The sequence below is a fragment of the Mesorhizobium sp. M7A.F.Ca.US.005.03.1.1 genome (assembly GCF_003997975.1).
GTDB classification, from domain to species: Bacteria; Pseudomonadota; Alphaproteobacteria; order Rhizobiales; family Rhizobiaceae; genus Mesorhizobium; species Mesorhizobium ciceri.
This window is the reverse complement of sequence record NZ_RZRO01000012.1, coordinates 1-18,245: the sequence shown is the minus strand read 5'-3', so window position 1 is coordinate 18,245 and position 18,245 is coordinate 1. Positions and strand designations below refer to the sequence as shown.

Sequence of the window (18,245 nt, the reverse complement as noted above, 5' to 3'; positions counted from 1 at the left end):
TTTCAAACCTATTGCGGAAGCATGTCCTTGAGGCGGAGCAGCGCGATGCGCTCGACCTGTTTGCAGGCGGTCTCGAATTCGACGCCGCGGCTGTTGCCGATGCGCGCCTCGAACTCCGCCAGGATTTCCTCCTTCGTCTTGCCCTTCACCGCGATGATGAAAGGGAAGCCGAAGGTGGTGACGTAGGCGGCGTTGAGCTTGGAAAACAGTTCGCGCTCCTTGTCGGTCAGCGCGTCGAGGCCGGCCGAGGCCTGTTCCCTGGTCGATTCCGCCGTCAGCCGTTTGGCCTTGGCCAGCTTGCCGGCAAGGTCGGGATGGGCGTTGAGCACCGAAAGCCGTTCGGTTTCGCTGGCGGAGCGGAAGATACGGCAAAGCGCATTGTGCAGGCCGCCCGAAGTGTCATGCGCCGGGCCTAGTTCCAGTTCGTAGGCGCGTTCGGCGATCCAGGGCGAATGCTCGAACACGCCGCCGAAAGTGTGGACGAAGGTCTCGAATTCCATCTTCGATGGACGGAGTGCCGCCGGTTGATAAGGATTGACCTCTTGCCAGTGCTTGGCGATGTCGATGCGCCTCGCCAGCCAGACCTTGTCGTGCGACTTCACATAGTCGACGAAGCGCTTCAGCGCCGCCACCCGGCCCGGCCGCCCGACGAGGCGGCAGTGCAGGCCGATGTTCATCATGCGTGGCCGGCCGGCCTTGCCCTCGGCATAGAGCGTATCGAAGCTGTCCTTCAAATAGGCAAAGAACTGGTCGCCCGAGTTGAAACCTTGCGGCGTGGCGAACCGCATGTCGTTGGCGTCGAGCGTATAGGGGATGATGAGTTGCGCGCCGCCCTCATGCTCGAACCAGTACGGCAGCTCGTCGTCATAGGTGTCCGACACATAGTCGAAGCCGCCTTCTTCCGCCACAATCCGCACCGTGTTGATCGATGTGCGACCCGTATACCAGCCGGTCGGGCGCGCGCCGGTCACTTCGTAGTGCAGCTTGATCGCCGCCTCGAGGTCGCGGCGCTCATCCTCGGCGCTGTGGTCGCGGTAGTCGATCCATCTTAAGCCGTGCGAAGCGATCTCCCAGCCGGCGTCATGCATGGCCGCTACCTGATCCGGCGAACGGGCGAGCGCTGTGGCGACGCCGTAGCAGGTGATCGGCACTTGCGACTCGGTGAACAGCCGGAGCAGCCGCCAGAAGCCGGCGCGGGCGCCGTATTCGTAGATGGATTCCATGTTCCAGTGGCGTTGACCCACCCAGGGTGCCGCGCCGACGATTTCCGACAGGAAGGCTTCGGACGCCTTGTCGCCATGCAACACGCAGTTTTCGCCACCTTCCTCGTAATTGACGACGAACTGCACGGCGACATGTGCACCGCCAGGCCATTTCGGGTCCGGCGGATTGGCTCCGTAGCCACGCATGTCTCTGCTGTAACGCATCGTCCCTCCCGCCGGGCACGGCCCGAAGTATGATCAGAATATCGAAAGGGTGCTTCTCGCATTCCCCCGAAAATTTTTGAAAGTGTTTTTGTCGCACTCCGCTCGACCGGGACTTATGCATCGCCTTTAATTGGCGCACAATTCACTGTTGATACTTGACCGTACCGGGCCAATTCGCTCGTACCGGAAATGGGAGGCGGCCAATGGCAGAAACGTCGAAAGCCGACGGCGGGCGTCTGACGACCCATGTTCTCGACACGGCGACCGGCAAGCCGGCGGCGGGACTGTCGATCGCGCTCTATCACCTCGAGGGCAAGGCGCGGACACATCTGAAGACCGTTCTCACCAATGCCGACGGCCGTTGCGACAAGCCGCTGCTCGCCGGCGCGGAATTCCGCACCGGCGAATACGAACTGGTCTTCGCCGCCGGCGACTATTTGCGCCAGCAGGGGTTGAGCCTGCCGAAACCGGCCTTTCTCGATGTGATACCGATCCGCTTCGGCATGGCCGAGCCTGTGCATTATCATGTGCCACTGCTGGTCTCGCCCTACGGTTACTCGACCTACAGGGGGAGCTGAGGCATGACGAAAATTAGCATCCGCAACGAAATCCGCTTCATTCTCAATGGCAGGGATGTGGCGCTTTCGTCGGTGGCACCCGACGCGACCTTGCTCGACTGGCTGCGGCTCGACCGTTCGCTGCGCGGCACCAAGGAAGGGTGTGCCGAGGGAGACTGCGGTGCCTGCACCGTGCTGGTCGGCAAGCTGTCGGAGGGCGGCTTGGTCTATGAAAGCGTCAATGCCTGCATCCGCTTCCTCGGCTCGCTCGACGGCACCCATGTCGTGACGGTCGAGCATCTGCGCGGTTCACCCGGCCAGTTGCATCCGGTGCAGCAGGCGATGGTCGATTTCCACGGCTCGCAATGCGGCTTCTGCACGCCCGGCTTCGTCATGTCGCTCTATGGCTTGTGGATGAAGTCGCCTGATCCCTCGAACGCGGATGTCGAAAAGGCTTTGCAAGGCAATCTCTGCCGCTGCACCGGCTACGAGGCGATCATGCGCGCCGCGCATGCCATCTCCAGCTACGGCAAGGCGGCAAAGGACCCGCTGGCCACGGAACGCAAGGCGATCACCGCGAGGCTCGAGGCCATGCGTGACGGCGCCCGGGTCGAGATCGGAACCGGCAAGGCGCGGCTGGTCGTGCCGGCCGATGTCGACGATTTCGCCGCCGTGCTGGACAAGGAACCCGGCGCTACCATCGTGGCCGGCTCGACCGATGTCGGCCTGTGGGTGACCAAGCACATGCGCGATATTTCACCGGCCATTTTCATCGGCGATCTCGACGGGCTTTGCACCATCTCGGAAGACAAGGGCGTCATTTCGATCGGCGCCGGCGTCACCTACACTGACGCCTTCGCGACATTGGCGAAGCGCATCCCGGCGTTGGGGCCATTGTTCGATCGCATCGGCGGCGAACAGGTGCGCAACATGGGCACCATCGGCGGTAACATCGCCAACGGCTCGCCGATCGGAGATACGCCACCGCCATTGATCGCACTTGGCGCAAGTCTCACCTTGCGCAAGGGCAAGAAGCAGCGGACGATCCCGTTGGAAACCTTCTTCATCGCCTACGGCAAACAGGATCGGCAGCCGGGTGAATTCGTCGAGGCCGTGCATGTGCCGGTGCCGGCCAAGGAAACGAAGTTTGCCGTCTACAAGATCACCAAGCGTCGCGACGAGGACATTACCGCGGCCCTTGGCGCGTTTTTCCTGGAACTGGCCAAGGACGGCACGGTGGCCGACATTTGCATCGCCTATGGCGGCATGGCAGCGACACCTAAACGGGCCCTCGGTGTCGAGCACGCCCTGCTCGGCAAATCCTGGACGGAGGCCACGGTCGAGGCGGCCATGGCCGAATACGCCAATGATTTCACGCCGCTGACCGATATGCGGGCAAGCGCCGAATATCGGGCGCTGGCGGCAAAGAACCTGCTGTTGCGTTTTTTTGCCGAGACCAGCGGCACCAAGGCGCCATTCCAGGTCTCACGGCACGAGGCGGCGTGATGCATATCAGCGCCAGCAAACCAATAGCGTCCTTCTCCCCGTTCACGGAGAGAAGATACCGGCAGGCAGATGAGGGGCGGCGCCGTCGTCGATCGGTATCTGCAAACCAGTCACGGTCAGCGTCGCCCCTCATCCGACCCTTCGGGCCACCTTCTCCCCGTGAGCGGGGAGAAGGGAAAAGAGGCATTCGATGAACAAGCACGCTGCCCCCAACCTCAAGGCTGAAAAGATCGCTGGCGGCGTCGCCACCGATCAGCGCCACGATTCCGCGCACAAACATGTCAGCGGTACCGCCGTCTACATCGACGACATGCCGGAACCATCAGGCACGCTGCATGGCTGCCTAGGGCTTTCCGGTGCCACGCATGCCACCATCACCAGCATGGATCTTTCGGCGGTGCGTACAGCGCCCGGTGTGGTCGACGTGTTGACGGCCAGTGACGTGCCGGGCGAAAACGACATTTCGCCGACCGGCCGCCACGACGAGCCGGTGCTTGCCGACGGCAAGGTGCAATTCTACGGCCAGCCTATCTTCTGCGTTATTGCGCAAACTCGCGAGCAGGCGCGCCGCGCCACAAGATTGGCAAAGGTCGAATACAAGGAATTGCCTTTCGTCACCGACATCGGCGCGCTCGATCCGAAGAAGGACAAGCTCGTCACGCCGCCTCTCACCCTGAAGCGCGGCGATGCCGCTACGGCGATCCGTCAGGCGCCGCGCCGGCTAAAGGGAAAAATGCGCATCGGCGGCCAGGAACACTTCTACCTCGAAGGCCATATCGCCATGGCCGTTCCTGGCGAGGATCAGGACGTCACCATCTATTCCTCGACCCAGCATCCAAGCGAAGTCCAGCACATGGTCAGCCACGTACTCGGCGTGCCGAGCAATGCCGTCACGGTGGAAATCCGCCGCATGGGAGGCGGCTTCGGCGGCAAGGAAACGCAGGGAAATCAGTTTGCCGCATTGGCCGCGATCGCCGCGAAGAAACACCACCGCGCCGTGAAGATCCGGCCCGACCGCGACGACGACATGATCGCCACCGGAAAGCGTCATGATTTCCTCGTCGATTACGAGGTCGGCTTCGATGATGAGGGCAACATCCTCGGCGTCGATTTCATGTTCGCGGCGCGCTGCGGTTTTTCGTCGGATCTGTCCGGCCCGGTAACCGATCGCGCGCTGTTCCACTGCGACAACACTTATTTCTGGCCGGCGGTGCATGCGCAGTCGGCGCCGCTCTACACCAACACCGTGTCGAACACCGCCTTTCGTGGTTTCGGCGGCCCGCAAGGCATGGTCGGCGCCGAGCGCGTCATCGACGAGGTGGCCTTTGCCGTTGGCAAGGATCCGCTCGAAATCCGCAAGAAGAATTTCTACGGCACCAGTAGCGAGGGGGGCCGCAACATCACGCCCTACCACCAGACGGTCGAGGATAACATCATCCAGGGCATCGTCGCCGAGCTGGAGCAAAGCGCGAGCTATGCGCGGCGGCGGCGTGAAATATCGGCCTTCAATGCCAACAGCCGTTTCATCAAGCGGGGCCTCGCTCTGACGCCGGTCAAATTCGGCATCTCGTTCACCGCCACGCATTACAATCAAGCCGGCGCGCTGGTGCATGTCTACACCGACGGTTCGGTGCATCTGAACCATGGCGGAACCGAGATGGGGCAGGGCCTCTACGTCAAGGTGGCGCAGGTGGTGGCGGAAGAGTTCCAGATCGATCTCGACCAGGTGAAGATCACCGCGACAACGACCGGCAAGGTGCCGAACACTTCGGCTACGGCAGCGTCGTCCGGCTCCGACCTCAACGGCATGGCGGCGCAGAATGGCGCGCGCCAGATCAAGGATCGGCTGACCGATTTCGCCGCCGAAAAATATCAGGTGCCGCGTGATCAGGTGCTGTTCCTGCCCAACCGGGTGCGCATCGGCAACCAGGAAATCGCCTTCGCCGACCTTGTCAAGCAGGCCTATATGGCCCGCATCCAGCTGTCGGCGGCTGGTTTCTACAAGACGCCGAAAATCCACTGGAACCGCGACAAGGGCGAGGGCCGCCCCTTCTATTATTTCGCCTATGGCGCCTCGTGCTCGGAAGTCTCGGTCGACACGCTGACCGGCGAATACATGGTCGAGCGTACCGATATTCTCCATGACTGTGGCCGCTCGCTGAACCGGGCGATCGATATCGGCCAGATCGAAGGCGGCTTCATCCAGGGCATGGGCTGGCTGACGACGGAAGAACTGTGGTGGGACGCCAAGGGCCGGCTGCGCACGCATGCACCGTCGACCTACAAGATCCCGCTCGCCTCCGACCGGCCGAAGATCTTCAACGTCACCTTGGCCGACTGGCCGGAAGCCGGCGAGCCGACCATCCACCGCTCCAAGGCGGTCGGCGAGCCGCCGTTCCCGCTCGGCATGTCGGTGCTGCATGCGCTATCGGACGCGGTGGCCAGTGTCGCCGACAACAGGATCTGCCCGCGCCTCGATGCTCCGGCGACCCCGGAGCGGGTTCTGATGGCGATCGAGCGGCTGAAGAAGGAGGCCGGCGCCTGAATCCGGCCCCAGGGTCGGCAATGCGTGCAATCCGGGCCGAAAAAACCTATATTTCCCATTCGGGAACGTGAACCATGAACTCGAAAGTGCAAAGCCTGAAAGCCTTTCTCGCCAGCGCCGGTCGGGTTGCCCTGGTCGAAGTGGCCGGAACAAAAGGCTCGACGCCACGCGAGAAGGGCGCCTTCATGCTCGTCTCGCAGACGGCGATCTTTGGCACCATCGGCGGCGGTCAGCTCGAATATATGGCAATCGACAAGGCCAGGCAGATGTTGGGCAAAGAAGTCCGCATCGAGGTTGACGAAGTCTGCGCTATCCTAGACGTCCCGCTGGGTCCCGAGATCGGCCAATGCTGCGGCGGGCGCGTCGAAGTCTTGATCCGGCTCGTCGATGCTGCGCTTGCCGGCGACCTGGTTGCGGCCGCGGAAGCCGAGGAGGCGCACCTGCCGTACGTCTACATCTTCGGTGGTGGCCATGTCGGCCAGGCGCTGGCATCGGCGATCGCACTTCTTCCCGTGCACGGCGTCGTCATCGAGACGCGGGCCGAAGCACTGGAAGGCATGCCCGAAACCATCGAGACACGGCTGACAGCTATGCCGGAAGCGATGGTGCGGAATGCCCCCGCCGGCGCCGCCTTCGCCATCCTTACCCACGATCATGCGCTGGATTTCCTGATCGTCGCGGAAGCGCTGAAACGCGGTGACACCGCCTATGTCGGCATGATCGGCTCGAAGACCAAGAAAGCGACGTTCAGGACTTGGTTCCTGAAATCGGCGGACGGCAGCCAGGCCGAGTTTGCCCGCCTCGTCTCGCCAATTGGCGGCGACACCGTCAAGGACAAGCGCCCTCAGGTCATCGCGGCGCTGGCTGCGGCCGAGATCATGACGGCGCTGGTCAATCACAACGCAGCCTTAAATGCCGACCATCAAATTCCGCATGGCAAGGTGATGGCAGGCTAAGCTGCGCCGCAGCTAAACCGGCCGTTTCAAACCCAGATGGTCGCGCAGCGTGCGGCCCTGGTATTCCGTCCGGAACAGGCCGCGCCGCTGCAACTCCGGCACGACGAGCGTGGCAAAGGCATCGAGTTCCCCGGGGAAATATGAGGGCATGACGTTGAAACCGTCGGCCGCCCCACCCTCGAACCGCGTCTGCAGTTCGTCGGCGACTTGGGCCGCTGTGCCGACGATGCGCCAATGGCCCCGCGCGCCGGCAAAATGCCGGGCGAGCTGGCGGATGGAGAGGCCGTCGCGGCGCGATTGCTCGATCACCAGCGCTTGCCTGCTCTTCATCCCCTCGCTCTCCGGCAGTTCCGGCAGTGGCCCATCGATCGGATAGCGCCACAGATCGGAGATGCTGAGATAGCTGGACAGCAGCGCCACGCCGACATCGTCGGGGATCAGCTCCTGCAATTCCTCGTATTTTTCACGGGCCTCCGCTTCGGTCTCCGCCACCACCGGTGCGACGCCCGGCATGATCTTGATGTCGTCCGGCTCGCGCCCGTAGGCCGGCAGACGTCCTTTGAGATCGTCATAGAAGGCCTTGGCTTCCTCGAAGGTCTGCGCCGCCGTGAACACCACATCGGCGGTGCGGGCGGCAAGGTCGCGGCCGACATCCGAGGCGCCGGCCTGAACCATCACCGGCGCGCCCTGCGGCGAGCGCGGCAGGTCGAGCGGATCGCGAACCGAAAAGCTCTGGCCGTTATGGCCGGAAGCCTTGCCGTGCCACAGGCCGGTCACCACCTCGGCGAACTCGCGCGCCCGTTCGTAGCGGTCGGCATGGGGCTTGAGGCCCGTCGCGCCGAAATTGGCTGCTTCGATGGGGCTGGCCGAGGTGACCAGATTCCAGCCGGCCCGGCCGCCGCTCAGATGGTCGAGCGACAGGAAGGTTCGTGCCAGCCCATAGGGCTCGTTGTAGCTTGTCGACGCTGTCGAGACGAGGCCGATGCGGCTGGTCTGGACGGCGAGCGCCGAGAGCAGGCTGATCGGCTCGAAACCGATCGAGCGCGACGTCTGGCTGGCAATGCCGATATTGGCTTCACGCAGGCCGGCGGCGTCCTCGCAGAACACCATGTCGAATTTTGCCGTCTCCGCCGTGCGCGCCAATGCGATGTAATGGTCGATGTCGATGCCGGCGGTGACGTGTGCCTTGGGATGGCGCCAGGCGGCGATGTGGTGGCCTGTCGCCCACAGGAAGGCGCCCAGCCTCATCTGGCGAGCGGTCATCGGTCACCTCCGCCGGCAAGCCCGAGATGCGAGCGCAACGTTTTTCCGCGATAGCTTTCTCGAACCAGGCCACGCCGCCGCAGTTCCGGCAGAACCAAGCCGACGAAATCGTCGAGCGCTGAAAGCTGTGCCGGCATCAGGATGTTGAACCCGTCGCAGCTTTTCGCCAGGAATTCCTTTTCCAGCCTCTCGGCGACGGCAGCCGGCTTACTATCGGCGATAAGCGCGACGTTCGTCAGCACTTTCACAGCATCGGGAGTGCGTCCGCACGCCGTGACACGGCGCCTGATATCGTCATAGCGTTCGGTCGCGCCCTCCACCAGTCCGCCGTCCAGCAGGATGACATCGGCGGTGCGAGTGGCAATATCGAAGTCGGATTCCTGCAGGCCCGACAAGACGAGCACTGGCGTATCCTGCGGCGACCGGGCGACGTTCAGCGGTCCGCGCACGGAAAAGAATTCGCCCTTGTGCTCCAGCAGGTGCATCTTTTCGGGGTCGTGGAAGCGGCCGCCGCTCTGGTCGAACAGCAGCGCGTCCGCATCCCAGCCCTGCCACAGACCTTGCACGATGCCGATATATTCCTCACTGCGACGGCGGAAATCGTTAGGCGAAAATCCTTCGGGCCGGCTGAAATTGGCTGCTTCCCGTGGCGCTTGCGTCATGGTTGCGTTCCAGCCACTGCGGCCGTGGCTGATAACGTCGAGCGAAGCGAAACGGCGTGCCAGATTGTAGGGTTGGTGGGCAATTGTCGAGGCAGCCGCAACCAGGCCGATCCTGCTTGTGACAGTCGCCAGAGCGGCCAGTAAGGTCGTCGCTTCGAAGGGCATCCGTTTGTTCGCGGCTTCGCTTTCGGACGCTGGCACGGCATCGGCAAGCAGCACCATGTCCAGCCCGGCTGCTTCAGCCTTTTGCACGAAACCAGCCAGGCGGCTGAATTCCAACCCAGTCTCGAGGGATGGATCGGCGAGCGAAACGGCAAGATGCATTGTGGCGCCGTTGTCCATCGAGGGTTCCCTATGAGATGAAATGCCACCCGAACTATGTTCGCCACATCCTGGGATGGCAACCGCCGGCGCTGGGCCAAACCGCCGCTCACCTACCGGCCAGTCCCTATTTGCCGGCCAGCCTTTATTTGCCAGCAAGCAGATCGTTGATCAGCCGCTGGCAGCGCTCGGCCATGAAGTCGAGCAGCAGCCGCACTTTTGGATCCTGCAGCTTCTTGTGCGGATAGACGGCGGCGAACTGCACCGGTGTCGGTGGCGTGCTGGGCAGGATCACCTTCAGCCGCCGGTCGCGGATGAATGGCTCGACCTCGAAGCGCGGCTTGTTGATGATGCCGCGGCCTGAAAGCGCCCAGCCGGTGAGCACGTCGCCATCGTCGGTGTCGTAGGGCCCGTGTACCTCGAATTTCTGCGGGCCGGTGGGGGTCTGCAGCGTCCACACATATTCGCGCGCGCCCGAATAACGCAGCATCAGGCAGTCGTGCTTCTTGCCGATCAGCTCCTGCGGCTCAATCGGTTCGCCGCGCGCTTCGAGATATTTCGGTGCCGCCACCAGCACGCGCTCGCATTCCATGATGCCGCGCATCCTGAGGCTGGAATCCTCGATGATGCCGAGCCGGAAGGCGACGTCGATGCCTTCCTTCATGATGTCGACATTGTGGTCCGAGAGCCTCAGCCGCACCTCGATATCAGGGTATTTGTCGTGGAAATCGGGGATGCCCGACGCCACCAGCCGGCGGCCGAGGCCGAGCGGTGCCGTGACGCGGATGGTGCCGCGCGGCTGGCCGGAAAGGGCAGAGACCGCGGCTTCCGCCTCGGTGATCGCCTCCAGCACCTGCTTGGCGCCCCCGTAAAAAACCGTGCCATGCTCGGTCGGCATCAATTGCCGCGTGGTGCGGTTGAACAGCCGCACGCCAAGGTGCTTCTCCAGTTCCTTGATGCGGTTGGAAGCGACCGCCGGCGAAATGCGCATGTCGCGCCCGGCCGCCGACAGATTGCCGAGTTCAACGACGCGAACGAAGACGGCGATGTTGTCGAGATAGGCCATGCGGAGCACCTTCGCCGGTTTGCAGGATCAACCTAGTATTTTCCATTTTTTTTTGAAAGTCCTCGTGCGTCGCGCCTCTTTCCGTTTGCGCTCCAGCCCGTAAAGTCACCCAATCGGCAGGGACGAGTTCAATGATGGATTTCGCGATTTTCTGGGACTGGCTGAGCTTCGCCGTGCGCTGGCTGCATGTCGTCACCGGCATCGCCTGGATCGGCTCGTCGTTCTATTTCGTCGCGCTTGATCTCGGCCTGCGCCAGCGTCCCGGCATGCCCGTCGGCGCCTTCGGCGAGGAATGGCAGGTGCATGGCGGCGGCTTTTATCACATCCAGAAATATCTGGTGGCGCCGGCCGAAATGCCGGAACACCTGACCTGGTTCAAATGGGAATCCTACGCCACCTGGCTTTCCGGCTTCGCCATGCTGTGCGTCGTCTATTATGCCGGAGCCGATCTGTTCCTGATCGATCCGAACGTGCTGCCGATGTCGGTGCCGGTCGGTATCCTGCTGTCGCTGGCAACGATCGGCGTAGGCTGGGTGGTCTACGATCTGCTGTGCCGCTCGCCGCTGGGCAAAAGCGACACCGGCCTGATGCTGGTGCTCTATTGTGTGCTGGTGTTCATCGCCTGGGGGCTGACGCATCTGTTCACCGGCCGCGCCGCCTTCCTGCATCTGGGCGCCATTACCGCCACGATCATGTCGGCCAACGTCTTCATGGTCATCATCCCCAACCAGAAGATCGTCGTCGCCGACCTCATCGCCGGCCGCAAGCCCGACCCGAAATACGGCAAGATCGCCAAGCAGCGCTCGCTCCATAACAATTACCTGACGCTGCCGGTCCTGTTCCTGATGCTGTCGAACCACTATCCGCTGGCGTTCGGCACTGAGTTCAACTGGGTCATCGCCTCGCTGGTGTTCATCATCGGCGTGCTGATCCGGCACTATTTCAACTCGGTCCATGCGCGCAAGGGCAATCCGACCTGGACCTGGATGGCGGCACTCGTCCTGTTCATCGTCATCATTTGGCTGTCGACCGCGCCGAAGGTGCTGACCGGCGAACCCAAGGAATCCGCGTCGGCGCAAATCTATGTCGCTTCAGCGCATTTCCCGGCAGTGCGCGACACCGTGCTCGGCCGCTGTTCGATGTGCCACGCGGCGGAGCCGGTGTATGAGGGCATCTATCATGCGCCCAAGGGCGTGATGCTCGACACCGATGCCGACATCGCCAACCACGCCCGCGAAATCTATCTGCAGGCCGGCCGCAGCCACGCCATGCCGCCCGCCAACGTCTCTCAGATCACCGACAAGGAACGGGCGCTGCTGATGGCCTGGTTCGAAGGCGCAGGGAAATAGCATGAATTCGACACTTCTGCGCGGCCGCACGCTGTCCTTTGTGCGCTGGCCGCAAACTCTCGAAGACCATTCCGCCTGGCGCTACGAGGAGGATGGCGGACTGCTGATCCGTGACGGCAGGATCGTCGCCGCGGGTAGTTATGCCGATGTTGAAAAGCAAGCCGACGAAACGGTGAAAAGGATTGACCACCGGCCGCATCTGCTGCTGCCCGGCTTCATAGATGCCCATGCGCATTTTCCGCAGATGCAGATCATCGCCTCCTACGGCGCCGAACTGCTCGACTGGCTGAACACCTACACTTTTCCGGAAGAAACGAAGTTCGCCAACGCCCAGCACGGCCGCCGCATCGCGCGGCTGTTCCTCGACGAAATGGTGCGCCACGGCACCACGACGGTCGCCGCCTACTGCTCGGTGCACAAGGCCTCGGCCGAAGCCTTCTTCGCAGAATCGCATGACCGCAACATGCTCAACATCGCCGGCAAGGTGATGATGGATCGCAATGCGCCCGACGGCGTGCTCGACACCCCGCAATCCGGCTATGACGACACAAAGGCGCTGATCAAGGAGTGGCACGGCAAGGGCCGCCAGCACTACGCCATCACGCCGCGCTTCGCCATCACCTCGTCGCCGGAGCAGATGGAGATGGCGGGCGTGTTGTGCCGCGAACATCCCGGCCTGCACATGCAGACGCATCTGTCGGAAAACCACGCCGAGATCGCTTTCACGCAGGAACTCTACCCGTGGGCGCGCGACTACACCGACGTCTACGAGCATTACGGGCTGTTAGGCAAAAAGAGCCTGTTCGGCCACTGCATCCATTTGTCGGAGCGCGAAGCGGATGCGCTTTCGGACTCGGGCTCGGTGGCGGTGTTCTGCCCGACCTCGAACCTTTTCCTCGGCTCCGGCCTCTTCGATTATCAGCGCTTTCGCCGACGCGACAAGCCGATCCGCATCGCCGCCGCCACCGATGTCGGCGGCGGCACCAACTACTCCATGCTGCGCACCATGGACGAAGGCTACAAGGTGATCGCGCTGAATGGCGAAAAGCTCAACCCGTTCCAGTCCTTCTGGCAGACGACGCGCGGCAATGCCGAGGCGCTGTCGGTGGTGGAAAAGATAGGCACGCTGGACGCGGGCACCGACGCCGACATCGTCGTGCTGGACGCCAGGGCAACGCCGGGAATGCGACTCAGGATGGAGACGGTCGAGACGCTGGCGCAGGAACTCTTTCTCCTGCAGACGCTGGGCGACGACCGCTCCGTCCGCGAAGTTTATGTGGCGGGGCGGCCAGCCAAGGCTGACATGAGCGCGGGGTAAGACCCCCTCACCCGGATTGCCAACCGAATTGCGAAGGCAATTCGGGGCAATCCGGCCTCTCCCCGAGGGGAGAGGAGGAAGCCGAGGCCCGTGCTCGTCTCTTCTCCCCTCGGGAGAAGGTGGCCACGCCACGGAAGCTTGACCGAGCGGAGCTTGTCGTACACACGACGTGTGACGATTTCGGAGAAAGAAAATGGCCGTTGCTGACGACATCGCTCTGATCAAGAGACAGGAAGAGACCCTTGTCTTCGCGACCTTCGACGAGGCCGTCGCTTTCAAAATCGGCTCCGCCATTCGCGATCGTGCAATCGCCGAAGATCTACCCATCATAGTCGACATCAGGCTGTGGGACCGGCCGCTGTTCTACGCCGCGCTGCCGGGCTCGAACGCTTCCAATCCCGACTGGGCGCGGCGCAAGATCAATGTGGTCAAACGGTTCCTGAGAAGCACCTATCGCATGGTGTTGGAACAGCAGCGCCCCGACCGCACCTTCAAGATTGGTGAAGGGCTGGATATTGCCGACTACGTGCTGGCCGGCGGTGGCTTTCCGGTGACCGCCAAGGGCACCGGCGTCATTGGCGTCATCGCCGTTTCCGGACTGCCCGAGCGCGAGGATCACGGCGTCGTCGTCGATGCGCTGTGCGATCATTTGGGCGTCGACAAGCGCGGCTTGGCATTGCCTCGGGAAGCCGAATGACCGTGCTCGACCCCAAATCGTTCCTCGTCTCCATCTTCAACGCCGCCGTCGCCGCCGCCGATCCGGAACGAACCATCAGGGATCATCTGCCGGCCAAGCCCAAGGGCCGTACCATCGTCATCGGCGCGGGCAAAGGCTCGGCGCAAATGGCGGCAGCCTTCGAGAAAGTGTGGGACGCCCCCATCGAAGGGCTGGTCGTCACCCGCTATGGCTATGGCGCGACCTGCGAGCGCATCGAGATCATCGAGGCGGCGCACCCGGTGCCGGACGCTGCCGGCCTTGAAGCCTCGCGCCGGCTGCTGGCGAAGGTGCAAGGGCTGACGGCGGACGATCTGGTGGTGGCGCTGGTTTCCGGCGGCGGCTCGGCGCTGTTGCCGTCGCCGGCCGGCAGCTTGACGCTGGCCGACGAGATCGCCGTCAATGAGGCGCTGCTCGCCTCGGGTGCGCCGATCGCGGCGATGAACACTATCCGCAAGCACCTTTCCACCATCAAGGGCGGCAGGCTGGCGGCGGCCGCATGGCCGGCCAGGGTGGTGTCGCTGATCGTCTCCGATATTCCCGGCGATAATCCGGCAATGGTCGCCTCCGGCCCAACCGTACCGGATACAGGCAGCCGCGCCGACGCGCTGGCCTCGATATCGGCCTATGGCATGAAACTGCCGGCCTCGGTGATGGCGCATATCAATTCGCCGGCCGCCGATGCGCCAAGCCCGGATAACGAGCGCTTTTTGCGCAACGAGGTGCATCTGATCGCTTCGGCCGGGGTATCGCTGGAAGCCGCCGCTACGGAAGCGAAACGGCAAGGCGTCGAGGCGATTATCCTCTCCGATGCCATCGAAGGCGAGGCGCGCGAGGTTGGCGGTGTCCACGCCGCGATCGCGCGTGAAGTGGCGACGCGCAACAGGCCTTTCTCGAAGCCGGTGCTGATCCTGTCGGGCGGCGAGACAACCGTGACGCTGCGCGCAAAAGGCAAGGGCGGCCGCAATTCGGAATTCCTGCTCGCCTTCGCCATCGGCATCAATGGCGTCGACGGTATCAATGCGCTGGCCGCCGATACTGACGGCATCGACGGTTCGGAAGACAATGCCGGTGCCTTTGCCGATGCTTCGACCGTGTCGCGCATGCGCGCTGCCGGGGTGGACGCCAAGGCTATGCTTGCCGGCAACAATGCCTGGACGGCCTTCAACGCGGTTGACGATCTCTTCGTACCCGGCCCGACCGGTACGAATGTCAACGATCTCAGGGCAATTCTGATCAGGTAGCCGCAGCAATTCCAGGAAGGTTTTCCGTCCGGAATCGCGCAAAACAGACCAATCAGGCGGCCATCAGCCGCTTCACCAGCTTCATATCCTGCAGGAACCGTTCGCGTTCAGCCTCCTTGTCCGCGGGTTCGCGGATGCGCAGGATGAAGGAGGGATGGATGGTGATGAACACGCGCAATCCGTCCTCGCGCTCGATCACTTGTCCGCGCATCTTTGTCACCGGAATCGCCTTGCCGAGCAGCGACATCGCCGCTGTCGCGCCGAGTGCCACGGCGAGGTTCGGCTTGATCAGCTCGAATTCTTGGTCGATCCACCAGCGGCAGGCCTGAATCTCACCGGAATTCGGTTTGGAGTGGATGCGGCGCTTGCCGCGCGGCTCGAACTTGAAGTGCTTGACCGCGTTGGTGACATAGACCTTTTGCCGGTCGACACCGGCATCGTCCAGGATCGCATCGAACACCTTGCCGGCCGGACCCACGAAAGGTTTGCCGGCGAGGTCCTCCTGATCCCCCGGCTGTTCGCCGACGAAGATCACCTTGGCATTGTCAGGGCCTTCACCGAAGACGGTCTGCGTCGCGTCGCGCCACAGCGGGCAGCGGCGGCAGCCTTTCGCTGCCTCGCGCAATTCCGGAATCGTGCTTGCATCATCTTCCGGTGCTTCGACGGGCTGCTTCGGCCAATGCCGTGCCTGCACCTTTGCGTGGTGCGGCGCGGGTGTTGTCGGCATCTTCGCAATCATGTCCTTGGCGGCCTTGTCCGCTCCTGCGATCATGTCTGGAATGAGCGAGGCCTCGGGAAGGTTCCGCCAATATTTCTTCGGCATCTCCTTCTGCATGGCTTTCACCTTCAATCGCGCCGGGTTGAAGATGTTCTCGAAATAGGTGCGCCAGAGCGCCTCGGTATCGTCCTGATCAGGCGCATCGCCCTTGGCCGCGCCCGGCCCGATCGCCAGCCTTTCGCCATCCCAGTCGGCAGAGGCATAAGGGGTCAGGATCGTCCAGCGCATGCCGGTGAAACGTCTGACGAAGAAATCGGCGTTGCGCTCGACGATGAAATGATCCGGCTCGAACCAGGCGACATAGCGCTCATCGGCACCGTCGCCGATTTTCCGGAAACGTACGAAGGCGTGCATCTTGTGGCTGTCGCGCCGCACCGCCTTCTCCATGGCCTCGAGCCGCCTGGTGTCGGAATCCGACGCGATTTCCAGCAGTTTAGCCTCGTCGCGCAATCGCCACAGCATTCGGTAGAGAAAGGCAAACCGGCCGGGATCGGAATGGCAGAACGCCGTTTCGGCATGCCCGAGGAAGTCGCGCGGCACGACGAGTTGCGCGCCCGCAGGCACTTCAGGCAATTGTGCCTGATCAGAGCCTGGCGCGACATGCCAGTCGACGTCCTCGGGCCTGACCTCATTCAAGGCCAGCCGCCGTGCCGCGTCACGCCAGCCCGCAAAATCCGTCTCGCTGTCGAGCCGAACTCTGTATCTGGCGAGATCGAGTTCCGCCGGCCGCATGATCAGAACAACGACAACTGTTCGCAGGAGGAGGCAATCTTTTCGCGCAGGCCGGCCTTGTCGGTCAGCGCGCCAGGTGACCAGCCTTCGGCGATGATGAACGGCCTGAGCTTGGCGATCGACTGGCAGATCCGTCCGACGTCCTCGAGCCGCATGCGCCGGTGCCGACGCGTCTCCAAAATCTTCGCCACCACCTTGGTGCCGAGGCCCGGCACCCGCAGCAGCGCTTCGCGGTCGGCGCGATTGATGTCGACGGGAAACTGCCCCCGGTTGCGCAGTGCCCAGCCCAGCTTCGGGTCGATGGCGAGATCGAGCATGCCGTCGCTGCTGCCGGCGAGGATTTCCGGTTGCGAAAAGCCGTAAAACCGCATCAGCCAGTCGGCCTGATAAAGCCGGTGCTCACGCATCAGAGGCGGCTTCTGCAGGGGCAGCGACGACGACGAATCCGGAATCGGACTGAAGGCCGAGTAATAGACCCGCCGCAGATGGTAGCTGCCATAGAGCCGGGCGCTCGTGTGCAATATGCCGTCGTCGGATGTCTTGTCGGCGCCGATGATCATCTGCGTCGACTGGCCGCCCGGCGCAAAGCGTTCGCGCTTTTTGGTCTTCAAAGTCGGCTCGGCCTTCTCCTCCATCTTCTGGCGCAGCCTGGCCATGGAAAGCCGGATTGTCTCCGGCTTCTTCTCGGGCGCCAGCCGCTTCACACCCTCGTCGGTTGGCAGTTCGACATTGATCGACAGCCGGTCGGCATAGAGACCGGCCTGCTCGACCAGTTCGGCCGAGCTTTCCGGGATGGTCTTCAAATGGATGTAACCGGAGAATTTCTCCTCCAGGCGTAGCCGGCGCGCCACCTCGACCATCTCCCCCATGGTCTCGTCCGGCGAGCGAACGACACCCGAGGACAGGAACAGGCCTTCTATGTAGTTGCGCCGGTAGAAATCCATGGTCAGCTTCACCACCTCGTCGATGCCAAAGCGGGCTCGCCGCACGTTGGAAGACGAACGGTTGATGCAGTAGCTGCAATCATAGATGCAGAAATTGGTCAGCAGGATTTTCAGCAGCGAAATGCAGCGGCCGTCCGGCGCGTAGGAATGGCAGATGCCCATGCCCTCGGTGGAGCCGATGCCGCCTGATTCCAGCGAGTCCTTTTTCGCCGCACCCGATGAGGCGCAGGACGCATCGTATTTGGCGGCATCGGAGAGGACAGCCAGTTTTTCACGGACGGTGAGTGCGCTCATCCGTTCATGATATGTTCTTATCCGCCCTTATGCCACCTCATTTGATGGAAACGGCGAAAAAGTGATCGCCCGCCCGGCCCTCAGACTTCGTGCAGATAGAGGTGGTAATCCAGTTCGCTGACCGTGCGTGCCACGCGCAGGTATTCGGACTGTTTGATCGCCACGAAGGTCCGGTGCAGGTCCTCGCCGAGCGCGTTCTTCAGGAAGCTGGACGCCCGGGCCGATTCGATCGCGGCGCGCCAGTCGACAGGCATGGTTGTGCGCGTGACCGCTGCCTCATAGCCGTTGCCGGTCGTTTCGGGCCCCGGATCGAGCCCTTCATCCATGCCCTTGATGATGCCGGCGAGCACGGTTGCGGCGATCAGATAGGGGTTGGCGTCGACGCCCGACGGCCGGTGCTCGATGCGCCGGTTCTTGGCGTCGCCGGCCGGCACACGCAGCGCCACCGATCGGTTGTTGACGCCCCATGTCGGCGCCACCGGCGCATAGGATTGCGAGACGAAGCGCCGCCAGGAATTGGCGTGCGGCGCAAACACCAGCATCGATTCCGCCATGGTCTGGATGAGGC

14 protein-coding genes and 1 pseudogene are annotated in these 18,245 nt (G+C 62.9%); 8 read left to right on the top strand and 7 right to left on the bottom strand.

Features of this window, described 5'->3' with window-relative positions:
• Window positions 1-8: 8 nt before the first annotated feature.
• The gene (gene puuE, locus EN990_RS08115; protein WP_127369374.1) at window positions 9-1,427 is read right to left on the bottom strand and encodes an allantoinase PuuE; all 1,419 of its coding nucleotides are present in this window, start codon (window positions 1,425-1,427) and stop codon (window positions 9-11) included.
• A 203-nt stretch (window positions 1,428-1,630) separates the two neighbouring features.
• On the opposite strand from puuE, the gene uraH reads away from it, so the two are divergent.
• From uraH to xdhC, 4 genes are all read left to right on the top strand, one after another.
• Entirely contained in the window at window positions 1,631-2,005 is a 375-nt protein-coding gene (gene uraH, locus EN990_RS08110) for a hydroxyisourate hydrolase (protein WP_013528242.1), read from the top strand.
• 3 nt (window positions 2,006-2,008) lie between these two features.
• A complete protein-coding gene (xdhA, locus tag EN990_RS08105; RefSeq protein ID WP_127384915.1) occupies window positions 2,009-3,490 on the top strand; it encodes a xanthine dehydrogenase small subunit in 1,482 nt (493 codons plus the stop codon).
• 190 nt (window positions 3,491-3,680) lie between these two features.
• Window positions 3,681-6,035 carry a xanthine dehydrogenase molybdopterin binding subunit gene (gene xdhB, locus EN990_RS08100; protein WP_127370157.1) on the top strand — a complete coding sequence of 785 codons (2,355 nt, stop codon included), beginning with the start codon at window positions 3,681-3,683 and terminating at the stop codon, window positions 6,033-6,035.
• Window positions 6,036-6,109: 74 nt separating this feature from the next.
• Window positions 6,110-6,991 (top strand): xanthine dehydrogenase accessory protein XdhC, encoded by an 882-nt coding sequence (xdhC, locus tag EN990_RS08095; protein ID WP_127384916.1) that lies wholly within the window; start codon window positions 6,110-6,112, stop codon window positions 6,989-6,991.
• A gap of 12 nt (window positions 6,992-7,003) precedes the next feature.
• Here the strand turns inward: xdhC and EN990_RS08090 are convergent, their stop codons facing one another.
• The 3 genes from EN990_RS08090 to EN990_RS08080 all read right to left on the bottom strand — a co-directional run bounded on the left by EN990_RS08090 (window position 7,004) and on the right by EN990_RS08080 (window position 10,303).
• Window positions 7,004-8,254: an LLM class flavin-dependent oxidoreductase gene (locus EN990_RS08090; RefSeq protein ID WP_127369942.1), complete on the bottom strand. Its 1,251-nt coding sequence runs from the start codon at window positions 8,252-8,254 to the stop codon at window positions 7,004-7,006.
• The gene (locus tag EN990_RS08085) at window positions 8,251-9,258 is read right to left on the bottom strand and encodes an LLM class flavin-dependent oxidoreductase (RefSeq protein ID WP_127369943.1); all 1,008 of its coding nucleotides are present in this window, start codon (window positions 9,256-9,258) and stop codon (window positions 8,251-8,253) included. The genes EN990_RS08090 and EN990_RS08085 overlap by 4 nt, the downstream gene beginning before the upstream one ends.
• A 124-nt stretch (window positions 9,259-9,382) precedes the next feature.
• Window positions 9,383-10,303, bottom strand: a complete 921-nt coding sequence (locus EN990_RS08080; protein ID WP_024501932.1) for a LysR family transcriptional regulator — start codon at window positions 10,301-10,303, stop codon at window positions 9,383-9,385.
• A 131-nt stretch (window positions 10,304-10,434) separates the two neighbouring features.
• Here EN990_RS08080 and EN990_RS08075 point away from each other — a divergent pair, with 131 nt between their 5' ends.
• The 4 genes from EN990_RS08075 to EN990_RS08060 all read left to right on the top strand — a co-directional run bounded on the left by EN990_RS08075 (window position 10,435) and on the right by EN990_RS08060 (window position 14,929).
• Window positions 10,435-11,652, top strand: coding sequence for a urate hydroxylase PuuD (locus tag EN990_RS08075; RefSeq protein ID WP_064992893.1), 1,218 nt, complete (start codon window positions 10,435-10,437; stop codon window positions 11,650-11,652).
• A 1-nt stretch (window position 11,653) separates the two neighbouring features.
• Entirely contained in the window at window positions 11,654-12,970 is a 1,317-nt protein-coding gene (gene guaD / locus EN990_RS08070; RefSeq protein WP_063169826.1) for a guanine deaminase, read from the top strand.
• 193 nt (window positions 12,971-13,163) lie between these two features.
• Window positions 13,164-13,667 (top strand): heme-degrading domain-containing protein, encoded by a 504-nt coding sequence (locus EN990_RS08065; RefSeq protein ID WP_064992895.1) that lies wholly within the window; start codon window positions 13,164-13,166, stop codon window positions 13,665-13,667.
• Window positions 13,664-14,929 (top strand): glycerate kinase, encoded by a 1,266-nt coding sequence (locus EN990_RS08060; protein WP_127384917.1) that lies wholly within the window; start codon window positions 13,664-13,666, stop codon window positions 14,927-14,929. Before EN990_RS08065 ends, EN990_RS08060 begins: the two co-directional genes overlap by 4 nt.
• A gap of 52 nt (window positions 14,930-14,981) precedes the next feature.
• Here EN990_RS08060 and EN990_RS08055 read toward each other — a convergent pair whose 3' ends face one another.
• The 3 genes and pseudogenes from EN990_RS08055 to EN990_RS08045 all read right to left on the bottom strand — a co-directional run.
• Window positions 14,982-16,439: a UdgX family uracil-DNA binding protein gene (locus EN990_RS08055; RefSeq protein WP_064992897.1), complete on the bottom strand. Its 1,458-nt coding sequence runs from the start codon at window positions 16,437-16,439 to the stop codon at window positions 14,982-14,984.
• A gap of 2 nt (window positions 16,440-16,441) precedes the next feature.
• Window positions 16,442-17,677: a putative DNA modification/repair radical SAM protein gene (locus EN990_RS08050; RefSeq protein ID WP_064992898.1), complete on the bottom strand. Its 1,236-nt coding sequence runs from the start codon at window positions 17,675-17,677 to the stop codon at window positions 16,442-16,444.
• An 80-nt stretch (window positions 17,678-17,757) separates the two neighbouring features.
• Window positions 17,758-18,245, bottom strand: a pseudogene (locus EN990_RS08045) (glutamine synthetase); the annotation flags it as partial.

Bases quoted from the DNA above. Each gene is read 5' to 3' on its own strand.
- puuE (WP_127369374.1), bottom strand. From the start codon at position 1,427: ATGCGTTACAGCAGAGACATGCGTGGCTACGGAGCCAATCCGCCGGAC.
- uraH (WP_013528242.1), top strand. From the start codon at position 1,631: ATGGCAGAAACGTCGAAAGCCGACGGCGGGCGTCTGACGACCCATGTT.
- xdhA (WP_127384915.1), top strand. From the start codon at position 2,009: ATGACGAAAATTAGCATCCGCAACGAAATCCGCTTCATTCTCAATGGC.
- xdhB (WP_127370157.1), top strand. From the start codon at position 3,681: ATGAACAAGCACGCTGCCCCCAACCTCAAGGCTGAAAAGATCGCTGGC.
- xdhC (WP_127384916.1), top strand. From the start codon at position 6,110: ATGAACTCGAAAGTGCAAAGCCTGAAAGCCTTTCTCGCCAGCGCCGGT.
- EN990_RS08090 (WP_127369942.1), bottom strand. From the start codon at position 8,254: ATGACCGCTCGCCAGATGAGGCTGGGCGCCTTCCTGTGGGCGACAGGC.
- EN990_RS08085 (WP_127369943.1), bottom strand. From the start codon at position 9,258: ATGGACAACGGCGCCACAATGCATCTTGCCGTTTCGCTCGCCGATCCA.
- EN990_RS08080 (WP_024501932.1), bottom strand. From the start codon at position 10,303: ATGGCCTATCTCGACAACATCGCCGTCTTCGTTCGCGTCGTTGAACTC.
- EN990_RS08075 (WP_064992893.1), top strand. From the start codon at position 10,435: ATGATGGATTTCGCGATTTTCTGGGACTGGCTGAGCTTCGCCGTGCGC.
- guaD (WP_063169826.1), top strand. From the start codon at position 11,654: ATGAATTCGACACTTCTGCGCGGCCGCACGCTGTCCTTTGTGCGCTGG.
- EN990_RS08065 (WP_064992895.1), top strand. From the start codon at position 13,164: ATGGCCGTTGCTGACGACATCGCTCTGATCAAGAGACAGGAAGAGACC.
- EN990_RS08060 (WP_127384917.1), top strand. From the start codon at position 13,664: ATGACCGTGCTCGACCCCAAATCGTTCCTCGTCTCCATCTTCAACGCC.
- EN990_RS08055 (WP_064992897.1), bottom strand. From the start codon at position 16,439: ATGCGGCCGGCGGAACTCGATCTCGCCAGATACAGAGTTCGGCTCGAC.
- EN990_RS08050 (WP_064992898.1), bottom strand. From the start codon at position 17,677: ATGAGCGCACTCACCGTCCGTGAAAAACTGGCTGTCCTCTCCGATGCC.